We start from the raw sequence: 25,157 nt of genomic DNA, 5'->3' as shown, positions 1-25,157 counted from the left end.
GACCCGCTCGCGGCCTCATCCCCCATACACATGTCATGTCCCAGTGCCATGTCCATGCCCGAAAGAACACCCCGGCCGGGCGTTTTCGTCCGTGACCTTTGGTGGATCGCCAACCTCGCCAGCGCGGCTTTGCATTCCCCCGCTTTTCCCCTATGGTCCGCTGCGCGGATTTCAGTTCATCGGAGTGTTTCGCATGAAGCGGTGGACCCGCGCATTGATGGCGGCCCTGTTCGCCACGATTTTCACTGTCTCGTTCTTTACAGTCTCGCAAGGGGAGGCGAAGGCCTTGGATCCGGAAAACACCATTTACCTCGACCTCAAGGATGGTCGCGTGGTGATCGAACTGCGGCCCGACCTGGCGCCGAACCACGTCGCCCGCATCAAGGAACTGACCCGCCAGGGCTTCTATGACGGCGTCGTCTTCCACCGCGTCATCGACGGCTTCATGGCCCAGACCGGCGACCCGACCGGCACCGGCATGGGCGGCTCCGGCAAGAAGCTGAAGGCCGAGTTCTCCAGCGCGCCGCACATCCGCGGCACCCTGTCGATGGCCCGTGCGCAGGATCCGGACAGCGCCGACAGCCAGTTCTTCATCTGCTTCGCGCCCTCCTCCTTCCTGGACCGCCAGTACACCGTCTGGGGCCGCGTGGTCGAGGGCATGGAGTTCGTCGACATGATCAAGAAGGGCAACCAGGGCCGCAACGGTCAGGTCACCGACCCGGACAAGATCGTCAAGATGCAGGTCGCGGCCGACGCGAAGTAATTTCGTCGTCGATACCGATCGTGAAGGGGGACCGGTGCGCCGGTCCCCTTTTCCATGCCCGGATTCCGGCACCGGACACTGGTCAGCCGCCGGTCAAACCTGCGGTCATCCCACGCAGCAGGTCGCGCATCGATTGCGGCCGGTCCTGCCAGCGCATGGCGAGCCCAGCCATCAGCGCCTTCTCGAATCCGGACGGCAGGGTCACGCCCAGTTCGGCCGGCCGCGGCACCTTGTCGTTCATGAAACGGGCGGTGGCGTCGGGCGGGGTGCGGCCGGTCAGCGCCAGATAGAGGGTGGCGCACAGCGCATAGACGTCCGACCAGGGCCCTTGCCGGCCTTCGTTCGAATATTGCTCCGGCGGGGCATAGCCGGGCTTCAGGATGACGGTCAGACCGGCGTCCGTCCGTGCCGATTGCCGGGCCGCGCCGAAATCCAGCAGCTTGCGGTCCCCGGCATTGGTCAGGAAGATGTTGTCCGGGCTGATGTCGCGGTGGATCAGCCCCTGGTCGTGGATAGCCTGCAACGCCTTGGCGATCGGCGTCACCACTGACAGCGCCCGCTTCACGTCGATCCGGCCGCCACAGTCGGCGAGATACTTTTTCATGGTGCGGCCCTCCAGCAGTTCCATCACCAGATAAGCGGTGGCGTTCTCTTCGAAGAAGTCCTGTACGCCGACGATCTCGCGGACGTCGCGCAGGCGGGCCAGGGTCCGCGCCTCTTCCAGGAACTTGGCCAGCCCGGCGGCGAAGGTCTCGCCATGCTCGTCGGAAAAGGGCGAGACAGCGGCGGCGTTGGGAAGGCGGGAGATCAGGTTGGCCGGATAATATTCCTTGATCGCCACCTTCACCCGCAGCCGGTCGTCCCAGCCCAGATAGGTGGCACCGAAGCCGCCCTGGCCCAACACCCGCCCGGCCTTGTAGCGGCCATGCAGCAACGTGCCCGGTGCCAGGTGCACGCCAGGGCGGTTGTCGGACCTGGCCGGGTATCCGCATTCGGCGCAGGGACCGGTGGAGGAAGAGGGTGAGGGCCTGCGGGCAAAACAGCTGGGGCAAGGCTCGGCCCCGGCCGACACCGCAGGCGCCGCAGATTGGACGGCGGACGGGGCGGCTGGCGGGGCCCCGGCGGATGCCGCAGGCGTGGTCACCATGACCGTCTCGACCTGCCGCTGCATCCGGGCAGGCACCACTTGGGCAGGCGCGGTTGGTGCCGGTGCCGTCCGGACCGGCGCCTTGGCCGCTGGATTGGCGGCGATCGGATGGGCGACCGTGTCGGCGCTGCGCGGACCGGGTGGTGTCGTCTGCGCGGCGGGAAGCGGGCCCGGCGGCGGAGAAGCCGCGGTGGCGATCCGGCGCAGGCGGTCCAGCAGCTCCAGCAACCGGCGGACCTCCGCCTGGGCGACGTCGCTGTCTGGCTGGGCCAGCTCCACCTGGAACTGGGGCTGGCGGACGATCTCCAGGATGTGCTGGCGCATCAGCGGCAGCGCCCCATCCTCCCGGACCAGGCCGGAGCAGGCGAATTCGGCCAGACGGATGGTGCGGCGGCGCAGCACCGGCTCCACCTGCTTCAGGCGGGCGGCAAGCTGTCCGGTCTTCACATACTCGTCGACGGCGCGTTCGGCGCGGGTGGCGATGCGCTCGCAGGCATCGGCCGGAAGCGGGGCGGAGCGGATGGCCGCCATCGCACCGGCGAAGGAGCGTTCCAGAAGGGCCGTGTCCGGCGTCTGCACCAGCATGTTTTCGATCAGCAGCTCGTTTCCGGCAGCGGCCTCCAGCGAGGCAACGACCTCGTCGGCATGGCGCTCCCCGGCCGGCACGGCGGCGATGCGGGTCAGGTAATGGATGCGGCAGATCAGGTCCGGCTGGCCTTCGCTGAGCCCGACGATGGAACGGCGGTAGGCGCTGGCCCCACCCTGCTCCAGCCGGCGCGAATAGCGTACGGTCAGCGCGTCCGCCATCGCCGCTCCGCCGATCAGCCCGTCGCGGGTCAGCAGATGGCCGGTCAGGGTCTTCAACTGCTCGGCTTCCTGGTCAAAGGCGCCGCGTCCCAGCGGCTGGGGCGCCTTCAACTGCCGGCGGATGCGGTCCAGAACCGCAGCGCGCGCCTGGGACAGCTTGCCCTGGCGGAACAGGGCGTTCAGCACGCCGACGCGGTTCGGCCCCATGGCCTCCATGCCGATGCGGCCGAACAGCAGGTCGCACAGCATGGTCAGCAGGGTGCCGGGCATCAGGTTGGCGCCGAACAGCTCGGCCCCGGCGGCGGACGAGGCCAGGATGTCGCCGATCACCCCGTCGGCGGCCGCAGCCAGCCGGAGGTCGCGGTCCCACTGGTGCAGCTCCAGCAGGCGGTCGAGCTTGCCGCTCCAGCTCTTGATTTCCACCAGTTCCAGGCTCAACGCCACCCGCAGGTCATAGTCGGCGTCGCCGGTCGGCGTCTTGGTCCCTTGCGTCAGCAGCCAGTCGACCGGCGTGCGTCCGCGCGGCATCGAGGCGAAGGCGATCTGCGCCGCCCGGGCCCGGGCCCAGCTTTCGTCCACCGCGGCGCGGATCGCCTTGCGGCGTGCCTGCTGCTCCTGCCCCGGCATGCGGGCCTGGACCGTCGCGACCTTGGCGATGGCGTTTTCCGCCAACTGTCCCTGGTCGAGACAGGTCTTCAACGGCTTTGCGAGGTGGATCAGTTCGGTGGGAGTGAGGAACAGCGGGTCCAGGTGGGGCCGCAGGACCACGCCGATCACCAGCCGCGACGGCAATGCATGGTAATCGGCCAGGTCGCCGCACAGGTCCGCCTCGTCGACGACGCCGGCCGAGGGGGGCGGTGTCGGCACCGCGCGGCTGAGCAGGGGACTGGACACTCCAAGCCTTTCCTAGCGACGATCCAGGCGGATGATCCGGCCCGCAACCGGTGAAACAAGTCGGCCGGAACGGTGTTGTCCGGTCCAGCCGCAACCGCCCGGCAACCTCCTGACGGCCTCACCGCCGCATGATCGCCCGGCGACGGTAAAGGACGAATGTACGATACCCACATTTTTCGTCAAAGACACACCAACTGTGTCAGCCTTGTGCAGCAGGCGGCGGCCGTTCCCTTCGGTCTTCGCATGTGCGATAAAACCAGTGACGCCGACGATGGGAGAGACGCATGATCCGGACCGCCACCATCATCGCGTTGCGGCACGGGCCGATGACACTCACCGCGGCCCCGCATTGCGGCGGTTCGCTGGCAAGCTGGAGCCTGTCGACCACCGATGGTCCGGTCGAGTTGTTCCGCCGCGCTTCCGACCGCGCATTGGCCGGTGATTTCGCTCCCGACATGGCCTGTTTCCCGCTGGTCCCCTTCTCCAACCGCATCGGCGGCGGCCGGTTCGCGTTCCAGGGACGGGACATCGTCCTGACCCCCGATCCGGGATCACCGCACCGCATCCACGGCCATGGCTGGGCCACCCCCTGGACCGTGGAGGCCGTTGCCGACGACGCCCTGCGCATGGGCTTCGCCCATCGGACGACCCAGCGGACCGGCGACTGGCCCTGGAGCTACCGGGCGGCGCAGACGGTGGCGCTGGATGGCGACGGGCTGACGGTTAGGCTGGATCTCACCAACGACTCGGACAGTGACATGCCGTCCGGGCTCGGCCTGCACCCCTATTTCGTCAAGCCGCCGGGCAGCCGGGTGACCGCCGACGTCCGCGCCGTCTGGGACAATGACGACACCATCCTGCCCCGGCAGCGCCGCCCGCTCCCGCCGGCCTGGGATTTCCGGCATGGCGTGGTGATGGACGATGTGGCGCTCGACAACGGTTTCACCGGCTGGAACGGGACGGCGATCCTAGACCGGCCCCGGGAGCGCTTGCGCCTGACCATGCTGGCCGACGGCCCGTTCGGCCATCTGATCGTCTACGCCCCGCCGGGCGAGCCTTACCTGTGCCTGGAGCCGGTGACCCACATGACCGACGCGCTGAATCGCACCGACGAGCCGGACGCCGGGGTCATCGCCTTACCGCCGGGCGAACGGCTGTCGGTGACGGTGCGCTTCCTGGTGTCGCGACTCTAGACTGTGATCGGTTCAAGCGGAACCGCTCGACCCTAGCGGCAGCGCAGGAACTCGGCCGCGAAGGTCGCGGGCGGCGCCATGCGCAGCACCAGACGGTCGAACCGCGCCGAATCGGCGGGCAGCAGGCGTAGCGTCGCCACCGGCCGGCCGGCGGCATCCGCCGCGGACTGGTCCGCCGCCGGCAGCACGGCCATCTCCCGGGTCGGGTCGGCATCGGCCGCCAGGGTGCCCTCCAGCGGGAACTGCGGCAGCCGGGCGTCCACCGCATGCAGGCTGCGCTCGGCCGAGATCTCCAGATAGGAGCTGCGGCAATCGTCGATGGCGGTGCGGTCGTTCGGATCGGCCTTGGCCCAGCGGCCGGCCAGCGCCGACAGGGTCACCGTCCGGTTGACCGGCGCCACGCGCGGCGGCTGCGCGGCGAACCGGGGGGCGGCGGCCCCGGTGACCGCCAGCGGCAGGTCGGCCACCGGGCGGGAGCGGGCCTGCCGCTCCGCCGCCAGCGCCGTGGTGCGCTGGCGGGTGACGCGCAGCAGGCAGTCGGTGCGGAGCTTGGCGGTCTTGGACTCGGCGAGGTCGGATGCCGTGACAGGGCAGACCTCGTCCCGGCGGGCGCGCCAAACCGTCTGCCCGGCGTCGATGGCGGCCCGGCCGGTGTCGTCGGTGGTGGCGCCCAGCGCCTTCAGTGCGGCGTCCATCTCCGCCGTGGCGGCGGCCAGCCCGGCATCCCGGCAGAGCAGCTGCGCCGACGGCGTTTCGGCGGCCTCGCAACCGGGCGCCGACGCATCGGATGTGGGCGCCTCAGCCGGATTCTGGGCCGGGCTCTCGGTCGGGCTTGGGGCCGGCGTCTCGGCTGGCGCCGCAAGGACCGGAGCGGCGGCCAGCATCGCGAGCAGGGAGCCTGCGGCCAGCAGGCCGCTCACCAGGGTCAGGGCACGCATCGGATCGGGAACCTTGGATGGGAAGCGGGACATCACGAGGCGGGGAAGGCATCCAGGACGGATTTGACCTGACGCTGGAAATCCTGGTCGGTGCGATAGCGCGTCACGACCGTCTTGTCACGTTCCACGAAGAAGAAAAGGTCGTCGCGTCTGGGCATCGACCGCGGATTGGGTTTTTCCAACAGCTCTCCGTTCCAGTCCACGCGCGCCATGAAATAGACCGCCCTGGCGAACAGCATGAACAGCTTGTTGTCGGGCGCCAGCTTCTCCCGCCGCAACAGTGCGAAGTAGTAATAGTTGCGGCCGTGGAAATAAGCGGTGTAGATGGCCTGGAGCGCCGCGAACCGTTCGTCCGGATTGTTGACCTTCTTGATCTGCTTTTCCATGCGGAATCCGGCAAAGAAATATTCCCGCGCCTCGTTCTCGAAGGAGAAGGGACTGCCCTTCATCAGCGCCATCTGTTCGCCATAACGCTTCAGCGCCCGGGTCATCAGCAATTCCAGGAACCGGCGCTCCACCGCCAGCGTATCGGGAATCTGCGGCAGCAACTCGAACACATGGCGCAGGTGATAGGGGTGGCGCACGACGATGACCGGCACGGACAATTTGCGATGCTTCGCTGGTGCCCGTCTTCCCGCCACCGGCGTCACTGCCGGCGACAGCGAGGCCATGGTCGCCTGGATGGTGTCGTGGAGCTTCCAGCGCAGCCGGGTTTCCGCCGACTGGCTGCCCAGGTTCAGCCGGGCGAAGAAGCGCCGCATGCGGCTGCCGAACGTCTCCTTCGGCAGCTTGTGGGTCGGCAGGTTGGGGACGACCAGCGGGTTGCCGAGGATGTCGTCGGGTGGTGGCAATGGCTTGAAATTGAAGTATTTTCCGGTGACGACGCCGCGCCCGGCACCGCCCATCCCGGCGTCGCCGCCCGACATGCGCATGTCGCCTTTCATGGAAGACACGGCTGATGACATCATCCGGACGCCGACCCCTGCCGCAGCCCCTGCCCTGTTCGCTCAGGATATAAAGGGTAACACGAACGGAAGAAAGCCGCAGCGCACGTCCTGCGAAACTTCGTGACTTTTTCGCAACTGCGGTAGCGCCCGGGTCCGGGCGCCCTGTCGGGGCGGGTTTTTCGGTGATACCGTTGCAACGGCGACCCCGGAGCGAACCGGGGCGCGATCATCATCGAACAGGCATGAGGCGGGGTTTTCCATGGCGATCCACGTCGCGCTGAACCACAAGACGATCTATCGCTACGACCGGCTGGTTTCCCTTGGGCCGCAGATCATCCGGCTGCGCCCGGCTCCCCATTGCCGGACGCCGATCCTCAGCTATTCCCTGAAGGTCACGCCGAAGCAGCATTTCCTGAACTGGCAGCAGGACCCGCAGTCCAACTTCCAGGCCCGCTTCGTCTTTCCCGAAAAGACGCGGGAGTTCATCATCGAGGTCGATCTGGTCGCCGAGATAGCCGCGATCAACCCCTTCGACTTCTTCCTGGAGGAAAAGGCGAACCACATCCCCTTCGCCTACGATGACTGGCTGCAGCGCGAGCTGCGCCCCTATCTGGAAACGGAGGAGCCGGGCCCGGAACTCGCAGCCTATCTCCAGGACATCCCGCGGGAGAAGACCCCGACCATCGATTTCCTGGTCGCGGTGAACCAGCGGGTGCAGCAGGACATCGGCTACGTCATCCGCATGGAACCGGGCATCCAGACCTGTGCGGAGACCTTGACCAAGCGCACCGGATCCTGCCGCGATTCGGCGTGGCTGCTGGTGCAGGTCCTGCGCAATCTGGGTCTGGCCGCGCGATTCGTCTCCGGCTACCTGATCCAGCTCACCGCCGACCAGAAGGCGCTGGACGGCCCGTCGGGGCCGGAGAGCGACTTCACCGACCTGCATGCCTGGACGGAGGTGTTCCTGCCCGGCGCCGGCTGGGTCGGGCTCGACCCCACCTCCGGCCTGCTGGCGGGCGAGGGGCACATCCCCCTTGCCTGCACGCCCGACGCCTCCTCCGCCGCCCCGATCTCCGGCATGGTCGACGAGGCCGAGGTCGAATTCGGGCACGAGATGTCGGTCACCCGCATCTACGAAGCGCCGCGCGTCACCAAGCCCTACAGCCAGCAGCAATGGGCGGCCATCGAGGCGCTCGGCCACCGCGTCGACGAGGATCTGAAGGCCGGCGACGTCCGCCTGACCATGGGCGGCGAGCCGACCTTCGTCTCCATCGACGACATGGACGGGGATGAGTGGAACACCACGGCGCTGGGACCGCAGAAGCGGAAGATGGCCGCCGACCTGATCCACCGGCTGATGGCACGCTTCGCACCGGGCGGGCTTCTGCATTTCGGCCAGGGCAAATGGTATCCCGGCGAATCGCTGCCGCGCTGGGCGATGACGGTCTACTGGCGCCGCGACGGCGAAGCGCTGTGGGCCAACAGCGACCTGCTGGCGCGCGAGGACACCGATTACGGCCACACCGCCCAGGATGCCGGCGTCTTCCTGGTGGCGCTGGCCAAGCGGCTGGGCCTCGATCCCAGCCTGGTGCTCGGCGCCTACGAGGATCCCTGGCATTACCTGCGCAAGGAATCGCAGCTTCCCGTCAACGTCGATCCGCTGAACAGCAAGCTGGAGGACAAGGAGGAGCGCGAGCGGCTGACCCGCATCTTCACCCGCGGGCTGGCCGAACCGGTGGGCTTCGCCCTGCCGATCAACCGCCGCATGACCCAGCAGGGGCCGGTCTGGCTGTCCAGCACCTGGCCGCTGCGCCAGGAGAGGCTGCTGCTGATCCCCGGCGACAGCCCGGTCGGCTACCGCCTGCCCATCGGCTCGCTGCCCTGGGTGTCTAAGGCCGATTATCCCTATGCCTGGGAGACCGACCCGTTCGAGGATCGCGGTCCGCTGCCGCCGCACCCGGTCCAGCGCCGGCAGGAAATCCGCGGCGCCGTGCAGGAATCCGACCGCGGTGTCCACACCGACAAGCGGATCGCCCAGCGCCAGCGCATCATGGCCGAGGTCCGCGACGAGATGCCCGAGGAGGGCAAGTCGGCGTGGTGGGTGGTCCGAACCGCCCTGACCTGCGAGGCGCGCAACGGCCGCCTCCATCTGTTCATGCCGCCGATGAGCACGCTGGAGGATTATCTGGCGATGCTGGCCGAGATCGAGGCGACGGCGGTCGAACTTGAGATGCCGGTGGTCATCGAAGGCTACCAGCCGCCGAAGGATCCGCGCCTGAACTCGCTGGCCGTCACCCCGGATCCGGGCGTGATCGAGGTGAACATCCACCCGGCCGCCAGCTGGGACGATCTGGTGCGCAACACCATCACCCTCTACGAGGACGCGCGCCAGTCACGCCTGGGGGCCGAGAAGTTCATGATCGACGGCCGCCATTGCGGCACCGGCGGCGGCAACCATGTGGTGATGGGCGGCGCCACCGCCGCCGACAGCCCCTTCCTGCGGCGGCCCGACCTGCTGCGCAGCCTGATCACCTATTGGCAGAACCACCCTGCCCTCTCCTATGTCTTCTCCGGCATGTTCATCGGGCCGACCAGCCAGGCCCCGCGGGTCGACGAGGCGCGCGACGACCAGCTCTATGAGCTGGAGATCGCCTTCAACCAGATCGACCAGGCGGCGGCGACCGGCAATTGCCCGCCCTGGCTGGTCGACCGGGTGCTGCGCAACCTGCTGGTCGACGTGCAGGGCAACACCCACCGGGCGGAGTTCTGCATCGACAAGCTCTATTCGCCGGACAGCTCGACCGGCCGCCTCGGGCTGGTCGAGTTCCGCGCCTTCGAGATGCCGCCGCATGCGGAGATGAGCCTGACCCAGCAGCTGCTGATGCGGGCGTTGGTCGCGCGCTTCTGGAAGCACCCCTACAAGGGCCGGCTGGTGCGCTGGGGCACCGACCTGCACGACCGCTTCATGCTGCCGCACTTCGTCCAGCAGGACATGGCCGACGTGCTGCAGGATCTGCGCGACCACGGCTATCCGCTGGAGGACAGCTGGTTCGCGCCGCACCTCAACTTCCGCTTCCCGATCTACGGCCATGTCAACCAGCGCGGCATCACCATGGAGCTGCGCATGGCGCTGGAGCCCTGGCATGTGCTAGGCGAGGAGCCGGGCGGCGGCGGGACGGTGCGCTATGTCGACAGCTCGGTCGAGCGGGTTCAGGTCCGCGTCACCGGCCTGACCGACGTCCGCCACGTCATCACCTGCAAAGGCCGGCGGGTGCCGCTGATCCCGACGGGAATCGAGGGCGAGTTCGTCGGGGCCGTGCGCTACCGCGCCTGGCAGCCGCCGTCCTGCCTGCACCCGACCATCCCGGTCCATACCCCGCTGATCTTCGACATCGTCGACAGCTGGGCCGGCCGGTCGATCGGCGGCTGCACCTATCACGTCATGCATCCGGGTGGCCGCAACTACGACACCTTCCCGGTCAATGCCAACGAGGCGGAAGGCCGGCGGCTCGCCCGCTTCTTCCCCTTCGGCCATACCCCCGGCCCGATGGAGGTGCCGGCGGAGGAGCGGAACCCGCAATTCCCGATGACCCTCGACCTGCGGCGCGGCTGAAGACCGGCCGGCGGCCGCCTGACCATCGTCGCATGAGGCCGTCATGATACCGCGAACCCGGAGCGTCGCCTTGGGCGGCGCTCCGGCTTTCTTTACCGCCGGGCGCTCCGGACCGTTCGTGTTCCCAACGCCATAGGCATGGAATCTTTCCACTTTCGGATGGGTTCGCCGGCCACCGGCCTTGCATCGCCGGGCCTGGGCGTTCAGACTGTTGCTCCCTTCATAGGCAAAAAGCATCAGTCAGACCTTGTCCCAGCCCGATCAGCCTTTCCGCCCGCCGGCCTCCGCGTCCCTTTCGGGAATGCCGCCGGTTCCCTTCACCCAGGGGTCGCTGTTCGGCGAGGCCGACGCCATCGGCTACGGTTCCGGCCAGGTCTATGACGAGATGGTGAACGGCCAGGGGCGGCTTCGGCCGCACTGGCAGACCTTCATGAGCACGCTCGGCCCGCTCGAATCCGGGCAGATGGCGGAACGCTGGGAGGAGGCGCGGCGCCTGTTGCACCAGAACGGCGTCACCTACAACATCTACGGCGACCCCAACGGGATGGAGCGGCCATGGCCGCTCGACATGATGCCGCTTCTGCTGCCCGCCCATGAATGGAAGGCCATCGAATCGGGGCTGATCCAGCGGGCGTCGCTGCTGAACGCGATCCTTACCGACCTCTACGGTCCGCAGACCTTGACCCGTTACGGCCGGCTGCCGCCGTCGGTCATCCATGCCGACCCCGGTTTCCGCCGCGCGGTCCATGGCATCCGCGTTCCCAACGACATGCATCTGCATTTCTATGCCGCCGACCTCGCCCGCGCGCCGGACGGGCGCTGGTGGGTGCTGTCCGACCGAACCCAGGCGCCCAGCGGCAGCGGCTACGCGCTCGAAAACCGCGCAGTGATTGCCAAGGTGCTGCCCGACAGCTTCCGCCACTGCCAAGTTGAGCGGCTGACCGGCTTCTTCGACACCTTCAAGGAAACCCTGCTGTCGATCGCGTTGCGGGCTGCCGGCAGCGGCGGCACCCCGCGTGTCGTGCTGATGACCCCGGGCCCCTACAACGAGACCTATTTCGAGCACGTCTATCTCGCCCGCTATCTCGGCATCACGCTGGTGGAGGGCGCCGACCTGACGGTGCGCGACCGGCAGGTGTTCCTGAAGACGCTGTCCGGGCTGGAACGGGTGGACGTCGTCCTGCGCCGGCTCGATGCTGATTTTGCCGACCCGCTGGAGCTGCGCGCCGACAGCTCGCTCGGCGTCGCCGGGCTGATCGAGGCGGTGCGTGCCGGCAATGTGGTGATGGCGAACGCGCTGGGCTCCGGCCTTATGGAATCGATGGCGATGAAGTCGTCGCTGCCGACATTGTGCCGCCATCTGCTGGGCGAGGAACTGCGGCTTCCCGGAGTCGCCAGCTGGTGGTGCGGCAACGATGCGGAGCGGGCGTACGTCATCGACCATCTCGACGGGCTGGTGGTCAAGCCAGCCTTCCCGTCCCTGTCCTTCGAGCCGATCTTCGGCGCCCAGCTGTCGGCCGGCGAGCGGTCGACCCTGATCGACCGGATCAAGCGCCGGCCCTGGTATTTCGTGGCCCAGGAACAGATGGCGCTGTCCACCGCCCCGGTCTGGCAGGACGGCCGGCTGCAGCCGCGCCCGCTGGTGCTGCGCGTCTTCGTCTGCGCCACACCCAGCGGCGGCTATGCGGTGATGCCCGGCGGCCTGACCCGCGTGTCCAGCGAATCGGGGCGTCTGGTGGTGTCGATGCAGAGCGGCGGCGGCAGCAAGGACACCTGGATCCTGGCGGCGCGGCGTGCCGACGTGGCCTCCACCCAGCCGCGCCCGGCGCTGGCGACCGAGCCGACCGCCAGCGGCCTGCGCCTGTCCGCCAACGACCTGCCCAGCCGTGTCGCCGACGGCCTCTATTGGCTCGGCCGCTATGCCGAACGGGCGGAGGGCGTGCTGCGCCTGCTGCGCGCGACGCAGAGCCGCCTGATCGACAGCAACATGCCGGGCGCCACGGCTCAGCTCCGTCCGCTCCTCGACCTGCTCTTTTCGCAAGGCATGATCCCGGCGGAGATGGCGCGGATCACCGAGAGCGGTGCCAACCGGGGTCTGCGCGAGGCCCTGCACGCCGCGGTCGTCGATCCGGACCATCCCAACAGCCTGCGGGCCCAGGTCCTGCGCCTGCACCGCATCGCCTATTCGGTGCGCGACCGCCTGTCGATGGACATGTGGCGCGTGGTGTCGGCCATCGACCGCCAGTCCCAACCCCCCAAGGGGCGGATGGATGCGGCAGGGCTGCTGCTGCGGTTGGACGATGTGATGATCACGCTCGCCGCCTTCTCCGGCATGGAGCAGGAGAGCATGACCCGCGGGGCCGGCTGGCGCTTCCTCGACATCGGCCGGCGCGTCGAGCGGGCGCTGCACATGGTCGGGCTGATGCGTGGGATGCGCGTCGCCGACCTCGATCGCCAGGAGGAGCCGGTGCAGGCGGCGACCCTATCCGTCCTGCTGGAGTTGGGCGAGAGCGTCATGACCTACCGTGCTCGCCACCTGACCAGCGTGCAGCGCACCACGGTGCTCGACCTGCTGCTGGGCGAGGAGGCCAACCCGCGCGCGCTGGCCTTCCAGCTGGCGGTGCTCGACCGGCACATGCGGGCGCTGCCCAACCAGGGCGTCGGCACCGGGACGGATCCGACCGGTGGAGCGCTCGCCATCGTCGCCGCCGCACGCAACAGCCTGGAGCGGAGCGAGGCGATGGCCTCCAGCGATGCCCTGCGTGTCCTGCTCGACACTCTGGCGATGTCGCTGCCGGACGTTTCCAACTTCCTGGCGCATGCCTATTTCAGCCATGCCTTCGCAAGATCGGCCTGACCCGATGACACCCCCCGTCCCCGGCAACGCCAATTCCGCCAGCGGCTCCGCCACGCGCTACCGCGTGCGTCACGCCACCGCCTACGACTATGGCGAGGATGTGCCGATCTCCCACCATCTGCTGCATCTGGCCTTGCGGCCACACCCGCGCCAGCGTATCCGGCGCAGCGTGCTGACCATCGAACCGGTACCGGCGGTGCGGTCGGACCGCGTGGATTATTTCGGCAACACCGTCACCTATATCGCTGTGCAGGAGCCGCACCGCAACTTCTCCGTCATCGCCGAAAGCGAGGTCGATGTGTTCGATCCGCCGGCGTTGACGCCGGACTCCTCACCTGCGTGGGAGCATGTGCGCGACAGCCTGCGCGGCCTGACGGGGCCGGATGACGGGGCCGAGATCACCCAGTACTGCTTCGACAGCGCGCTGGTCGTCTCCAGCCCTGAGCTGCTGGACTATGCCCGCATCAGCTTCACTCCCGGCCGGCCGGCGGTGGTGGCGGCCATCGACCTGATGAACCGGATCAACCAGGATTTCGCCTTCGACCCCGCCGCGACGACAGTCGCGACGCCGCTGGCCGAGGTGATGCGCAATCGCCGCGGCGTCTGCCAGGATTTCGCCCACATCGCCGCCGGCTGCGTTCGCGCCCTCGGGCTGCCGGCACGCTATGTATCGGGTTATCTGCGCACCCTGCCGCCTCCGGGCCGTCCGCGCCTGGTCGGTGCCGACGTCAGCCATGCCTGGACCTCGGTCTGGTGCGGGCCCGACGGATGGCTGGACATCTGCCCGACCAATGCCTGTGTCGCCAATCGCGATTTCATCACCATCGCGTGGGGCCGCGATTACGACGATGTCAGCCCGGCGCGGGGCGTGCTGGTCGGCGGTGCCGGCCACGGCCTGACCGTCAGCGTCGACGTCGAACCGATGGAGGAGTGAGGGCTCTCAACCCTCCTGCGGCAGGCCAAGCATGCGATGCAGCGTGTTGCAGATGGTGCGCGGGTTGACCGGCTTGCTCAGGATCTCCAGCGGCTTCCAGCGCTCGTGGGTCAGGTCGCTGTCCTGGGTCAGAAAGCCGGTCATCACCACCACCGGCAGCGTCGCGTCGCGTTCGCGGATTTCCCTGATCAGCGCATGGCCATCCATCCGCGGCATGCGCAGGTCCGTCACCAGCGCATGCACCCGATCCCGTGCGTAATGTTCCAGCGCTTCCAGCCCGTTGGCCGCGACGGTGACGCGGAAGCCCTTGAAGGACAGGAAATCCTCCAGCGCCATTGCCGCCAGAACCTCGTCCTCCGCGACCAGGATGTGGAATGGGTCAGGCATGCGACAACTCCCGGTCGGATGAGGATACCGGCTGGCTCGGCAGGGTGATGGTGAAGCGGGCGCCGCAGCGTCCGTCATCCAGTTCGACGCTGCGGGCATCGATGCGGCCGCCCATGCCGTCGACGATGCCGTAACCGATGGACAGGCCGAGGCCAGAGCCCTTTCCGACCTCCTTGGTCGTGAAGAAGGGGTCGAAGATCCGGGGCAGCACCGTCGGATCGATGCCGCCGCCGTCGTCGGTTACCCGGATGACCGTGTTGTGTCCGTCGCGATCATCGTCCACCGCCACCATGATGCATCCTGACGTCCCGTCCGCCGCGCGACATGCGATGATCGCATCCCGGGCGTTCGACAAAAGGTTGAGGATGACCTGCTCCAATTCAAGGGGGCGTCCGCTCACCGGCAGGTCGGCCGAGGTGATGCTCTCGACGACCTCTATGTTCTCCAATGCATACTGGTGACGCACCAGTTCCACCGCACTGCGCACACAATGGGCGGGATGGAAGATCTGGGTTCCGCCGCCGTCCCGTCGTCCGAAGGTGCGGACATGGTCGATCAGCTTGGCCATGCGCTCGGTCTGTTCGATCACCAGCGTCAGCGCCCGTTCGGTTCTGACGGGGTCGAGCGTGGTCTCACGCAGCCGGGCCAGCGTATTCTCCGTCCACAGGCGGATGACATTCAACGGCTGGCTCATCTCATGGGCCATTCCGGCCGCCAGGGTACCGAGCGTCGCCAGCTTGGAGGTCTGCACCATCTCCTCCTGCAGCCTCTTGCGCTCGGTCACGTCGCGGCCGCTGCCCAAAAGCTGGGCCACCCGGCCGGCGGCGTCCCTCACCGGAACCAGCATGGTGTGGAACACACGCCGGCCGACCGGCAGCGACAGCACTTCCTCATAGTCGACGCTTTCACCACTGTCCCGGCATTGGGCATAGCGTGGGAGCACTCCGTCCGCTATCTCCGGCGACAGCGCATCCTCCACCCGCCTTCCGCGCAGTTTTTCCGGATCCAAGCCCGTTGCCCGCGCCAGTGCGGGATTGATCGCCTGATAGGCGAAACCGCCGTCGGGCAGCACCTCGACGATGAACAGCGCTTCTGCCAGATTGTTGAAGAAGCCGGAGTAGCGCTGCTCCATCTGCCGGCGGATGGCGATCTCATGCTCCAGCGCGGCGTTGCTGCGCGCCAGTTGCGCCGGGCTGGGCAATGCCAGGAGGCGTGGCATCAGCCACCACAGCGTTGCCGCGGTGGCCAGCGATACGACCGCGGTGATCAGCTTCACCGCTCCTTCCAGCAGGTAATCCGCCTCCCACAGCGTCCAGATCGAGAGGAAATGGGTGCTGCCGCAAGCGATGATGAACAAGGCGAACAGAACCGCGACCCAGCCGAAGGCCACGTCGCGCCGACGATAGACGAAATAGAGCAGCGCCAGGGGAATCGAGAAATAGGACAAGCCGATCAGCGTGTCGGACGCGACATGAAGCGCCAGCAGATCGGGACGCCAGAGCAGGCAGACGCCATGCGGCACGAAGCCGCCGGTATCCAGGAGTTCATCCAATCCCACAGCCATCTCCGCCCCTTGTCCGACGCCACCCGACCATTGGAGGTCGCTGATTGAGTGTCGAAACTGTTTCGCGCGTCAGCACACGTTCTTCCACCGGATTGACGGCGTCAAGCCGTCAATCCGTAGAGGGTCCAACGATGCCGAACTGCTATCTGGAAGGGTGCCCGCCCACGGTATCGGCGGGCGGGCTGGCGGCTGATCTGACAGCCGCTTCTCAGTCAGGCCGTCAGGCCGCGGTATGGACCTTGCGGTTCTGCTCGCGGGTCTTCAGGAAGCGCAGGGCGGGGAAATCTTCCTGCGCGCGGTTCAGGTGCCAGGCGTTGCGGGCCAGGAAGACCAGGGCGCCGTCATGGTCCTCCGCCAGCGCCGAGCGGTTGAGCTCGATGAACTTCTCCAGCTGGACCTTGTCGTCGGTCTCGATCCAGCGGGCGGCGTCGAGACCGGCCCCCTCGAAGCGGGCGGCGATGCCGTATTCCGCCTCGATGCGCGAGGCCAGGACCTCGAACTGCAGCTGGCCGACCACGCCGACCACCCAGTCGGCGCCGGTCAGCGGCTTGAACACCTGGGAGGCGCCCTCTTCGGCGAAATGCTCCAGCGCCTTGCGCAGGTGCTTCACCCGCATCGGATCGTCCGGGCGGACGCGCTGCAGCAGTTCCGGCGCGAAACTTGGTACGCCGGTGAAGCGCAGATCCTCGCCCTCGGTCAGCGTATCGCCGATGCGCAAGGACCCGTGGTTGGGGATGCCCATGATGTCGCCGGGCCACGCCTCTTCCGCCACCTCGCGGTCGCGGGCCAGGAACAGCACGGCGTTGTTCACCGCCATCAGCTTGCCCGAGCGGATGTGCTTGAGCTTCGCGCCGCGCTTGTAGCGGCCGGAGCACAGGCGAACGAAGGCGATGCGGTCGCGGTGGTTGGGGTCCATGTTGGCCTGGACCTTGAACACGAAGCCGGTGACCTTATCCTCGTCCGGCTGGACGGTGCGCGGATCGGCCGGCTGCGGACGCGGCGGCGGGGCGTTCTCCGCCAGGCCGGACAGCAGCTCGCGCACGCCGAAATTGTTGATGGCGGAGCCGAAATAGATCGGCGTCAGGTGGCCGGCGCGGTAGGACTCCAGATCGAAGGCCGGCATCAGGCCGCGCGCCATCTCGACCTCCTCGCGCAGCTTGGCGACGGCGTGGGCGGGCAGCAGCTCGTCCAGACGGGGATCGTCCAGGCCGTTGCACTCGATGCCCTCGTCGATCTCGTCGCCCTTGCTGCGGTCCATCAGGATCAGCCGGTCGCGGATCAGGTCGTAGCAGCCCAGGAAGTCGCGGCCCATGCCGATCGGCCAGCTCGCCGGGGTGACCTCCAGAGCCAGCGCGCTCTCGATCTCCGAGATCAGGTCGAAGGGATCGCGCGCCTCGCGGTCCATCTTGTTGCAGAAGGTCATGATCGGCACGTCGCGCAGACGGCAGACCTCGAACAGTTTCAGCGTCTGGGTCTCGATGCCCTTGGCGCCGTCGATCACCATCACCGCACTGTCCACCGCAGTCAGCGTGCGGTAGGTGTCCTCCGAGAAGTCCTCGTGGCCCGGCGTGTCGAGCAGGTTGAAGGTGCGCCCGTCGAAATCGAAGGTCATGACGGAGGCGGTGACGGAGATGCCGCGCTCGCGTTCCACCTTCATCCAGTCTGACTTGGCACGCCGCTGTTCGCCGCGCGCCTTGACGGCGCCGGCCATCTGGATTGCGCCGCCGAACAGCAGCAGCTTTTCGGTGAGCGTGGTCTTACCGGCGTCGGGGTGCGCGATGATGGCAAAGGTCCGACGGCGGGAGACGGCGTCCTGAAGTTCGGACATGCGCGAAGTCCCGTGACAAGAGAAGGTGATCTTACGAACGGCGAAAGGGGCCGGCAGGCGAAAAACGCCCACCGGCCCCCGTCGATTAGATAGCAGCAGCGCTGGGCGGATTCCAGAGCGTTCCGCCAGCCCGGTCCCGGGGCGGGTCCGTCAGGGCCGCTGCGGATAGATGCCGTCGTTGCAGATGACGTAGTGAAGGCTTGGCAACGGCTCCTTCCCCTTCAGGTTCGGCAGGGCGAAGGTCGTATGGCCGTCGCCGCCATATTGCGGGCCGATCAGGGAATAGAGCGCTTCGTACTGCGCGATGGGGAGGATGCTGCCGTCGCAGGGCAGAAAGCCCACGGGGACGAAGTTGCAGCCAACCAAAATAATGTCGCTGATCAGGTAATCCATCATCGCCTCGTGTCTGGATGCGACGGCGGCACGGGGCGAGCCGTGCCGCCCGAAGCGCTGTCGGGCGTATGATGAAACGCGCAATGGAATTTCCGCAACCGGGAAATCAATACGACTGTATTCTCATGCGGGAATTCTGCGGGACGGAGACCCGTCCCGCAGAGCTCAACCGATCAGAGAGCCAGCTCGGCGATCTGCACCGCGTTCAGGGCGGCGCCCTTCAGCAGCTGGTCGCCGCAGACGAACAGGTCCAGGCCATGGTCGCCGAACACCAGGTTGGTGCGGATGCGGCCGACCTCGACATCATACTGGCCGGTGGCGTTCAGCGGCATCGGGTAGGCGCCGTTGGCCGGATCGTCCACCAGCTTCACGCCGGCGGCATCGGCCAGTACCGCGCGGGCGGCGTCGGGCGTGACCGGCTGGATGGTTTCCAGCGTGATCGCCTCGGAATGGGCGCGGTAGGTTGGGATGCGGACGGCGGTGCAGCTGAGCAGGAGGTCCGGAACCTCCATGATCTTCCGCGTCTCCCACGTCACCTTCATCTCCTCCTTCGTGTAGCCGTTCTCCTGGAAGGCATCGATCTGGGGGATCAGGTTGAAGGGGATCGGGTGGCGGAACACGCTGTTGGTAACCGGCTTGCCGTCCAGCTGGTTGCGGGTCTGCTCCTCCAACTCGGCCATGCCCTCGGCACCAGCGCCGCTGGTGGCCTGATAGGTGGAGACGATGGCGCGCTTGATGCCGAAGGCCTTGTGCAGCGGGCCGAGCGCCACGACGGCGATGGCGGTGGTGCAGTTCGGGTTGGCGATCAGACGGCTGCCGGCGGCGTACGCCTCGCGGAAGACGTGGGCGTTGATCTCCGGCACGATCAGCGGGATGTCGGCGTCGTAGCGGAAGGCGGAGCTGTTGTCGATCACCAGCGCGCCGGCCGACGCCAGATCCTTGGCATGCGCCTTGGCGAAGTCGCCCGACACCGCCAGCAGGACCACGTCATAGCCCTTGACGACATCGGCGTCGAACGCCTTCAGGGTCAGGGCGCCATACGGGGTCTCCTGCACCTTGCCGGCCGAACGCTCGGAGGCGAACAGGCCCAGCTCGGCGACCGGGAAGTTGCGGTCGTGCAGGACCTTGACCATCTCGCGGCCGACGGCACCGGTGGCGCCGACCACGGCGACGCGGCGGGGGGAAACGGAGGCGGTGTTGCTGCTCATGTCGGGGTTCCGTCCTGTCTATCGCACTGTTGATCGGACCGGCCTATCGGTCGTTCGGACAGCGGACCCCGGATACGACGAGGCCCCGTCCGATGTCCGGCGGGGCCTGCCTCGTGGAAGAAACGCTGGTCGATCCGATCAGCACGCACCACGACGCTTCCCGCCGAAGCGAGTCGCTTTTTTCGTCGTAGTGATGGTGATGGCCTTGCGGTTCATACAGGTTGTCATAGCCCATTGGAGGGGGCTTGTAAAGCGCTGGGTATGGTTCGGCCGCAGCGCCACTTGCCCCCTCCCCGACCCCCCCCCCGCGGCGCGGGAGAGGGTGCCTTACGTAAAAGTGGCGGGAGTCCCCTCCACCGCCAAAGGCGGGGGAGGGTTAGGGAGGGGGCAAGATCTCAGCACCCAATCCCCTTACCGGTACCCCTCGCCCTCGTGGTTCGGATGTACCGGGTGTACGTCCCAGACCTCTTCGGCATACTCGTTGACCGTGCGGTCGGACGAGAACCAACCCATGTTGGCTGTGTTCAGGATGGCCTTGCGGGTCCACTCCTCCTGGTCGCGGTACAATTGCATCGCCGCGTCCTGCGCCTGGCAATAGTCGGCGAAGTCGGCCGTCACCAGGAAATGGTCGCCGCCGTCGGTCAGCGCCTGGACGATCGGGTGGTAGCGGTTGCGGTCGTCCGGCGAGAAGGCGCCGGTGGAGATCATGTCGAGCGCCCGCTTCAGGCTGGGGTTCGACGCGATCACCTCGCGCGGGTTGAAGCCGCCGGTCGCGCGCAGGTCGTTCACCTCGTCCGCGGTCATGCCGAAGATGAAGATGTTGTCGGGCCCGACATGCTCGCGGATCTCGACGTTGGCGCCGTCCAGCGTGCCGATGGTCAGCGCGCCGTTCAGTGCCAGCTTCATGTTGCCGGTGCCCGACGCCTCCATGCCGGCGGTGGAGATCTGCTCTGACAGGTCGGCTGCCGGGATGATGATCTCCGCCGCGGTGACGTTGTAGTTGGGCAGCAGCACGACCTTCAGGTTGTCGTGCACCGACGGGTCGTGGTTCACCACCTTGGCGACGTCGTTGATCAGTTTGATGATCAGCTTGGCCATGTGGTAGGACGGCGCCGCCTTGCCGGCGAAGATCTTGGTGACGGGCACCCAGCTGACGGTCGGGTTGTCGCGCATCTCGTTGTACAGCGCGATGGTGTGCAGCACGTTCAGGAGTTGGCGCTTGTATTCGTGCATGCGCTTGACCTGGACGTCGAAGATGCTGTCGACCAGCACCTCCTCGCCGGTCTGGCGGGCGATGTAGGCGGCCAGCCGCTTCTTGTTCTTGCGCTTGGCCCGGCGGAATTCCTCGCGGAACACCACGTCGTCGGCCTTCTCGCGCAGCGCCGATATCTGCGACAGGTCGGAGATCCAGCCCTGGCCGATGCGGGTGGTGATCAGCTCCGACAGGGCCGGGTTGGCCTGCTTCAGCCAGCGCCGCGGGGTGATGCCGTTGGTCTTGTTGTTGATGCGGTCCGGGAATTCCTCGTGGAAATCGTTGAAGACCGTCTGTTTCATCAGGTCGGTGTGCAGGGCCGAGACGCCGTTGACCTTGTGCGACCCCAGGAAGGCGAGGTTGCCCATGCGCACGCGTCGCTCGCCGCGTTCGTCGATCAGCGACAGGCGCGACAGCCGGGCATTGTCGCCGGCGGCCTTGGCCTTGGTGCGGTTCAGGAACTTGGCGTTGATCTCGTAGATGATCTGCATGTGGCGCGGCAGCACCCGCTCGATCATCCGCACCGGCCAGGCTTCCAGCGCCTCGGGCAGCAGGGTGTGGTTGGTGTAGGCGAAGGTGGCGCGCGTGATCTCCCACGCATTGTCCCAGCGCAGGGCGTGCTGGTCGACCAGCAGGCGCATCAGCTCGGCGATGCCGATGGCCGGATGGGTGTCGTTCAGCTGGATCGCCGCCTTGTTGGGCAGGTTGTCGAAGCTGGTGTGGTGCTGGAGATAGCGGCGCAGGATGTCCTGCAGCGAGGCCGAGGTGAAGAAATACTCCTGCTTCAGCCGCAGTTCCTTGCCGGTCTCGGTCGCGTCGTTGGGATAGAGGACGCGGCTGAGATTCTCCGACAGGATCTTCTGCTCGACAGCCTTCATATAGGCGCCGTCGTTGAAATGGCCGAAGTTGAAGTCGCGGGTGGCGCGGGCCGACCACAGGCGCAGCGTGTTGATGGTGTCGCCGCCATAGCCGACGACCGGCGTGTCGTAGGCCATCGCCAGCACGCGGTCGGCGTCGACCCAGCGATAGGCGCGCTCGCCGACGCTGTCGCGGAACTCCTCGACCCGGCCATAGAACTGGACCGGATACAGCACCTCCGGACGGGCGAATTCCCAGGGGTTGCCGAATTGCAGCCACTGTTCGGGATACTCGACCTGCCAACCATTCTCGAATCGCTGCTCGAACAGGCCGAACTCGTAGCGGATGCCGTAGCCGTAGCCGGGCAGTCCCTGAGAGGCCATGCTGTCGAGGAAGCAGGCGGCCAGGCGGCCGAGGCCGCCATTGCCGAGCGCCGCGTCCGGCTCCGCATCGACGACGTCCTCCATCGACAGGCCGAGACGGTCCAGCGCCTGCCGGCATTCGTCCATGATGCCCAGGTTCGACAGGCTGTTGGTCAGCAGCCGGCCGATCAGGAATTCCAGCGACAGGTAGTAAACGCGCTTGGCGTCCTCGTGATAATAGCTGCGCGTCGTGTCCATCCAGCGGTCGACGACGCGGTCGCGCACGGCGAGCGCAACGGTATGGAACCAGTCGCGCCGGGTCGCGGCCCGCGCATCCTTGCCGACCGAATAGACCAGCCACTCCAAGAACGACCGTTTGAGGCCGTCGACATCCAGACTGCGGCGTTCGATGTCACGCGATTTGTACCGAGCGTCCATGTCCTGACTTTCTGCTTGAAAGGCCAATGGGAGCGGGCGGCTGGAAGGACGACGCTCCAAGATGCGGGAAGTGTCTGCGCTGTTGGTTAAACAAAGCTTTCCCACACGGAGCGTACAATCGTTTCCCTGTGGTAAAAGGGAGTAGGATCACACCAACGCCCCTTTTTTCCCGTCAACGATGCGTCACGAAATCGTTCCTGTCCACTGCGATGCAACACGCATCGGCATTCGCCGCGCCGAACCGGCCGACATCCCCGCGCTGCTGGCGATCGAGGAGCAGAGCTTCGCGACCGACCGGATGACGCGGCGCAATTTCCGATATGCGATCCTCAAGGCGAAAGGTGTGGTTTTGGTGGCGGATGGCGGCCCGCCGGACGTCGCGCGCCAAGCGGTCGCCTACGGCGTCGTCGCGGTCCATGCCGGCACGGGCTTCGCCCGGCTCACATCCTTTGCTGTCGCACCGTCCCATCGCGGCCGGGGTATCGCCCGGCGACTGCTGCCGGCGCTCGAGGGTGCGGCAACGGCGATGGGAGCCACCGCCCTGCGGTTGGAGGTGCGGGCGGACAATGCGGCGGCCATCGCGCTCTACACCGCCGCCGGATATCGCCGCTTCGCCGTCTATCCCGCCTATTACGAGGATGACATGGCGGCGCTGCGGCTGGAGAAGGCGCTGGCTCCTTCCTATCCCCCGCCCCGCCCGCTGCTCATTCGATGGTGGTAAACCCGGCAAGCGGGACCGTGACCGGAATCGCTTCAATCTGCCACCGATGTCACTCTTTCCGAATCCTCCGGTGGAACATCGGCGACGGGCGGTGCGTTTAGCTCCCGACACGATCAACGACGGGCAAAGAGGGAACCGCCGATGACGCCACCGCCGACCGGATCGTGCCGCGGCATCCTGCACGGATCTCCGCCCCGCGACAGATGACGGGCCGGGCTGTGGCGGACCTCCGGACCGCCCGGCACCTCAGGATCTGAGGCCGCAAGACCGCACAAGACACCACCAGCTTTTCGAACCGGCAGCGCCAACGCGCGCCGGAACGCCCAATGCCGTCCCCGCCGGGTTCCGCCGTTCCCCGGCCGGAGACGCACCAGACCGTGGAGGCCAGACCGTGGAGGACGAAAAGACCATGGCGTACTCGTTCGAAAACGAACTGATCCGTTGCATGCCCAATCTGCAGCGCTATGCCTGCAAGCTGACCCGCGACGCCAACGCGGCGGAAGACCTGTTGCAGGATTGCATGGCCCGCGCCCTCTCACGCCAGCATCGTTTCGAACCCGGCACCAATATGCAGGCATGGTTGACCACCATGCTGAAGAACCTGCACTTCAACAATCTTCAGCGCGACCGCCACGTGACCAAGGTGGAACTGTGGGACGGCGCCATGTCGGTCGATGCGGCGCAGATGTCGCGGCTGGTCTTCCGGGACGTCGATCGCGCCTTTTCCTCCCTCACCCCCAGCCAGCGCAAGGTGGTGAAGCTGGTCGCCATCGAAGGCCGCCCCTACCAGGAGGCGGCGGAGACGCTGAACGTGTCGATCGGCACCATCCGTTCCCGCCTGTGCCGCGCGCGTGAACGGCTGAACACCCTGATGGCCGCCTGACCATCCTTTTCCCCGCCTCAGGCCTCCGCGTCATCGACGCGGGGGCCTTTTTTCCTGATCCCATCAAGCGCGCCTCCGGGAGAATCCCGGCCCGGAATCAGCCGTTCACCACCGTACCGCCGTTCGGGTGCAGCACCTGACCCGACATGTAGGAGGAATCGGCGGAGGCGAGGAACACGAAGCACGGAGCCACCTCGTCGGGCTGGCCTGCGCGTTTCATCGGCACGTTGCTGCCGAAGCTCTCCACCTTCTCCTCGTCGAAGGTGGACGGGATCAGCGGGGTCCAGATCGGGCCGGGAGCGACGGCGTTGACCCGGATGCCGCGGTCGGCCAGCGCCATGGATAGCGACCGGGTGAAGGCGACGATGGCGCCCTTGGTCGCCGAATAGTCCAGCAACTCCGGACTGCCCTTGTAGGCGGTGACGGAGGTGGTGTTGACGATGCACGCCCCCTCGTGCAGATGCGGCAGCGCCGCCTTCACCATGAAGAACTGGGAGAAGATGTTGGTGCGGAAGGTCCGTTCCAGCTGCTCGGCGGTGATGTATTCGATCGACTTCTGCGGGTGCTGCTCCGCCGCGTTGTTGATCACGATGTCGAGGCGACCATGGTCGGCGATCATGCGCTCCACCGCGTTGCGGCAGATTTCCTCCTGGCCGGCGTCGCCGCTCAGGATGGTGCAGGGCTGGCCCTCCGCCTCGACCAGGCGGCGGGTCTCGCGGGCGTCCTCGTCCTCGTTCAGGTATAGGATGCCGACCTTGGCCCCTTCGCGCGCGTACAGCACGGCGATGGCGCGGCCGATGCCGCTGTCTCCGCCGGTGATCAGCGCCACCTTGTCGCGCAGCTTGCCGCTGCCGCGATAGCCGGGCCGGGTCTCGGACGGCTGGGGGTTCATCGGACCCTGGTGTCCGGGCCGCTTGCCCTGGTGCTGCGGCGGTTGACCGGCCGGATGTCGGCTCTTTTGCTGAGCCATGGGCACTCTCCTTCCAAGGTAACGCCTTCGTGACGCGGGTGGGCTGCGTTGCACAACGACAACAGGCGCGATTGCGTCGCGTTCCGCCCGGCTGTCGGACGGAACAATAGGCGATGCCGCCCTGTTACTTGCCCGGGTGACGCGAAAGAGGATGCCGATGCCGGATTGCCCGCCTCGAAAGGGAGCGATGATCGTGCCGT

General features: G+C 67.1%; 17 protein-coding genes. 7 read left to right on the top strand and 10 right to left on the bottom strand.

The genetic code is table 11. The annotated features are described in order from the left end of the window. Nucleotides 1-193: 193 nt before the first annotated feature. Nucleotides 194-763 (top strand): peptidylprolyl isomerase, encoded by a 570-nt coding sequence (locus AL072_RS11865; RefSeq protein WP_045580151.1) that lies wholly within the window; start codon nt 194-196, stop codon nt 761-763. 82 nt (nt 764-845) lie between these two features. On the opposite strand, the gene AL072_RS11860 is transcribed toward AL072_RS11865, so the two are convergent. Continuing rightward, nucleotides 846-3,611 (bottom strand): serine/threonine protein kinase, encoded by a 2,766-nt coding sequence (locus AL072_RS11860; protein WP_045580152.1) that lies wholly within the window; start codon nt 3,609-3,611, stop codon nt 846-848. A 284-nt stretch (nt 3,612-3,895) separates the two neighbouring features. Between AL072_RS11860 and AL072_RS11855 the strand changes: the two genes are divergently transcribed. Further along, nucleotides 3,896-4,804, top strand: coding sequence for an aldose 1-epimerase (locus AL072_RS11855; protein WP_045580153.1), 909 nt, complete (start codon nt 3,896-3,898; stop codon nt 4,802-4,804). 32 nt (nt 4,805-4,836) lie between these two features. On the opposite strand, the gene AL072_RS11850 is transcribed toward AL072_RS11855, so the two are convergent. After that, a complete protein-coding gene (locus AL072_RS11850; protein ID WP_045582268.1) occupies nt 4,837-5,742 on the bottom strand; it encodes a lysozyme inhibitor LprI family protein in 906 nt (301 codons plus the stop codon). Nucleotides 5,743-5,774: 32 nt separating this feature from the next. Further along, nucleotides 5,775-6,686 carry a hypothetical protein gene (locus AL072_RS11845; RefSeq protein ID WP_245636669.1) on the bottom strand — a complete coding sequence of 304 codons (912 nt, stop codon included), beginning with the start codon at nt 6,684-6,686 and terminating at the stop codon, nt 5,775-5,777. 262 nt (nt 6,687-6,948) lie between these two features. Between AL072_RS11845 and AL072_RS11840 the strand changes: the two genes are divergently transcribed. The 3 genes from AL072_RS11840 (at nt 6,949) to AL072_RS11830 (ending at nt 14,093) form a co-directional block, all read left to right on the top strand. Beyond that, a complete protein-coding gene (locus AL072_RS11840) occupies nt 6,949-10,302 on the top strand; it encodes a transglutaminase family protein (RefSeq protein WP_045580155.1) in 3,354 nt (1,117 codons plus the stop codon). A 301-nt stretch (nt 10,303-10,603) separates the two neighbouring features. Beyond that, nucleotides 10,604-13,159 (top strand): circularly permuted type 2 ATP-grasp protein, encoded by a 2,556-nt coding sequence (locus AL072_RS11835; RefSeq protein ID WP_052709854.1) that lies wholly within the window; start codon nt 10,604-10,606, stop codon nt 13,157-13,159. Nucleotides 13,160-13,163: 4 nt separating this feature from the next. Further along, a complete protein-coding gene (locus AL072_RS11830; RefSeq protein ID WP_045580156.1) occupies nt 13,164-14,093 on the top strand; it encodes a transglutaminase family protein in 930 nt (309 codons plus the stop codon). A 6-nt stretch (nt 14,094-14,099) separates the two neighbouring features. Here AL072_RS11830 and AL072_RS11825 read toward each other — a convergent pair whose 3' ends face one another. The 6 genes from AL072_RS11825 to AL072_RS11800 all read right to left on the bottom strand — a co-directional run bounded on the left by AL072_RS11825 (nt 14,100) and on the right by AL072_RS11800 (nt 22,383). Beyond that, entirely contained in the window at nt 14,100-14,480 is a 381-nt protein-coding gene (locus tag AL072_RS11825) for a response regulator (RefSeq protein ID WP_045580157.1), read from the bottom strand. Next, nucleotides 14,473-16,038, bottom strand: a complete 1,566-nt coding sequence (locus AL072_RS11820; RefSeq protein WP_245636800.1) for a sensor histidine kinase — start codon at nt 16,036-16,038, stop codon at nt 14,473-14,475. Before AL072_RS11820 ends, AL072_RS11825 begins: the two co-directional genes overlap by 8 nt. A 226-nt stretch (nt 16,039-16,264) precedes the next feature. Further along, complete coding sequence (locus tag AL072_RS11815; RefSeq protein WP_045580159.1) at nt 16,265-17,872, bottom strand: peptide chain release factor 3; 1,608 nt, start codon at nt 17,870-17,872, stop codon at nt 16,265-16,267. Nucleotides 17,873-18,022: 150 nt separating this feature from the next. Next, nucleotides 18,023-18,268 carry a phage tail protein gene (locus AL072_RS11810; RefSeq protein ID WP_200909752.1) on the bottom strand — a complete coding sequence of 82 codons (246 nt, stop codon included), beginning with the start codon at nt 18,266-18,268 and terminating at the stop codon, nt 18,023-18,025. A 170-nt stretch (nt 18,269-18,438) separates the two neighbouring features. Further along, the gene (locus tag AL072_RS11805) at nt 18,439-19,473 is read right to left on the bottom strand and encodes an aspartate-semialdehyde dehydrogenase (RefSeq protein WP_045580161.1); all 1,035 of its coding nucleotides are present in this window, start codon (nt 19,471-19,473) and stop codon (nt 18,439-18,441) included. Between the two features lie 411 nt (nt 19,474-19,884). Continuing rightward, nucleotides 19,885-22,383: a glycogen/starch/alpha-glucan phosphorylase gene (locus AL072_RS11800; RefSeq protein WP_045580162.1), complete on the bottom strand. Its 2,499-nt coding sequence runs from the start codon at nt 22,381-22,383 to the stop codon at nt 19,885-19,887. A 178-nt stretch (nt 22,384-22,561) separates the two neighbouring features. Here AL072_RS11800 and AL072_RS11795 point away from each other — a divergent pair, with 178 nt between their 5' ends. Further along, nucleotides 22,562-23,104, top strand: coding sequence for a GNAT family N-acetyltransferase (locus AL072_RS11795; RefSeq protein ID WP_052709855.1), 543 nt, complete (start codon nt 22,562-22,564; stop codon nt 23,102-23,104). Nucleotides 23,105-23,513: 409 nt separating this feature from the next. Further along, a complete protein-coding gene (locus AL072_RS11790) occupies nt 23,514-23,987 on the top strand; it encodes a sigma-70 family RNA polymerase sigma factor (RefSeq protein ID WP_045582271.1) in 474 nt (157 codons plus the stop codon). A 97-nt stretch (nt 23,988-24,084) separates the two neighbouring features. On the opposite strand, the gene AL072_RS11785 is transcribed toward AL072_RS11790, so the two are convergent. Continuing rightward, nucleotides 24,085-24,957: an SDR family oxidoreductase gene (locus AL072_RS11785; protein ID WP_045580163.1), complete on the bottom strand. Its 873-nt coding sequence runs from the start codon at nt 24,955-24,957 to the stop codon at nt 24,085-24,087. Nucleotides 24,958-25,157 lie beyond the last annotated feature (200 nt).

This window comes from Azospirillum thiophilum, from assembly GCF_001305595.1.
Classification (GTDB): Bacteria; Pseudomonadota; Alphaproteobacteria; order Azospirillales; family Azospirillaceae; genus Azospirillum; species Azospirillum thiophilum.
Note: the sequence above shows the minus strand (reverse complement) of the source record. Positions and strands in the feature narration are given on the sequence as shown.

Bases quoted from the DNA above. Each gene is read 5' to 3' on its own strand.
- AL072_RS11865 (WP_045580151.1), top strand. From the start codon at position 194: ATGAAGCGGTGGACCCGCGCATTGATGGCGGCCCTGTTCGCCACGATT.
- AL072_RS11855 (WP_045580153.1), top strand. From the start codon at position 3,896: ATGATCCGGACCGCCACCATCATCGCGTTGCGGCACGGGCCGATGACA.
- AL072_RS11850 (WP_045582268.1), bottom strand. From the start codon at position 5,742: ATGCGTGCCCTGACCCTGGTGAGCGGCCTGCTGGCCGCAGGCTCCCTG.
- AL072_RS11845 (WP_245636669.1), bottom strand. From the start codon at position 6,686: ATGAAAGGCGACATGCGCATGTCGGGCGGCGACGCCGGGATGGGCGGT.
- AL072_RS11840 (WP_045580155.1), top strand. From the start codon at position 6,949: ATGGCGATCCACGTCGCGCTGAACCACAAGACGATCTATCGCTACGAC.
- AL072_RS11835 (WP_052709854.1), top strand. From the start codon at position 10,604: ATGCCGCCGGTTCCCTTCACCCAGGGGTCGCTGTTCGGCGAGGCCGAC.
- AL072_RS11830 (WP_045580156.1), top strand. From the start codon at position 13,164: ATGACACCCCCCGTCCCCGGCAACGCCAATTCCGCCAGCGGCTCCGCC.
- AL072_RS11825 (WP_045580157.1), bottom strand. From the start codon at position 14,480: ATGCCTGACCCATTCCACATCCTGGTCGCGGAGGACGAGGTTCTGGCG.
- AL072_RS11815 (WP_045580159.1), bottom strand. From the start codon at position 17,872: ATGTCCGAACTTCAGGACGCCGTCTCCCGCCGTCGGACCTTTGCCATC.
- AL072_RS11810 (WP_200909752.1), bottom strand. From the start codon at position 18,268: ATGATGGATTACCTGATCAGCGACATTATTTTGGTTGGCTGCAACTTC.
- AL072_RS11805 (WP_045580161.1), bottom strand. From the start codon at position 19,473: ATGAGCAGCAACACCGCCTCCGTTTCCCCCCGCCGCGTCGCCGTGGTC.
- AL072_RS11800 (WP_045580162.1), bottom strand. From the start codon at position 22,383: ATGGACGCTCGGTACAAATCGCGTGACATCGAACGCCGCAGTCTGGAT.
- AL072_RS11795 (WP_052709855.1), top strand. From the start codon at position 22,562: ATGCGTCACGAAATCGTTCCTGTCCACTGCGATGCAACACGCATCGGC.
- AL072_RS11790 (WP_045582271.1), top strand. From the start codon at position 23,514: ATGGCGTACTCGTTCGAAAACGAACTGATCCGTTGCATGCCCAATCTG.
- AL072_RS11785 (WP_045580163.1), bottom strand. From the start codon at position 24,957: ATGGCTCAGCAAAAGAGCCGACATCCGGCCGGTCAACCGCCGCAGCAC.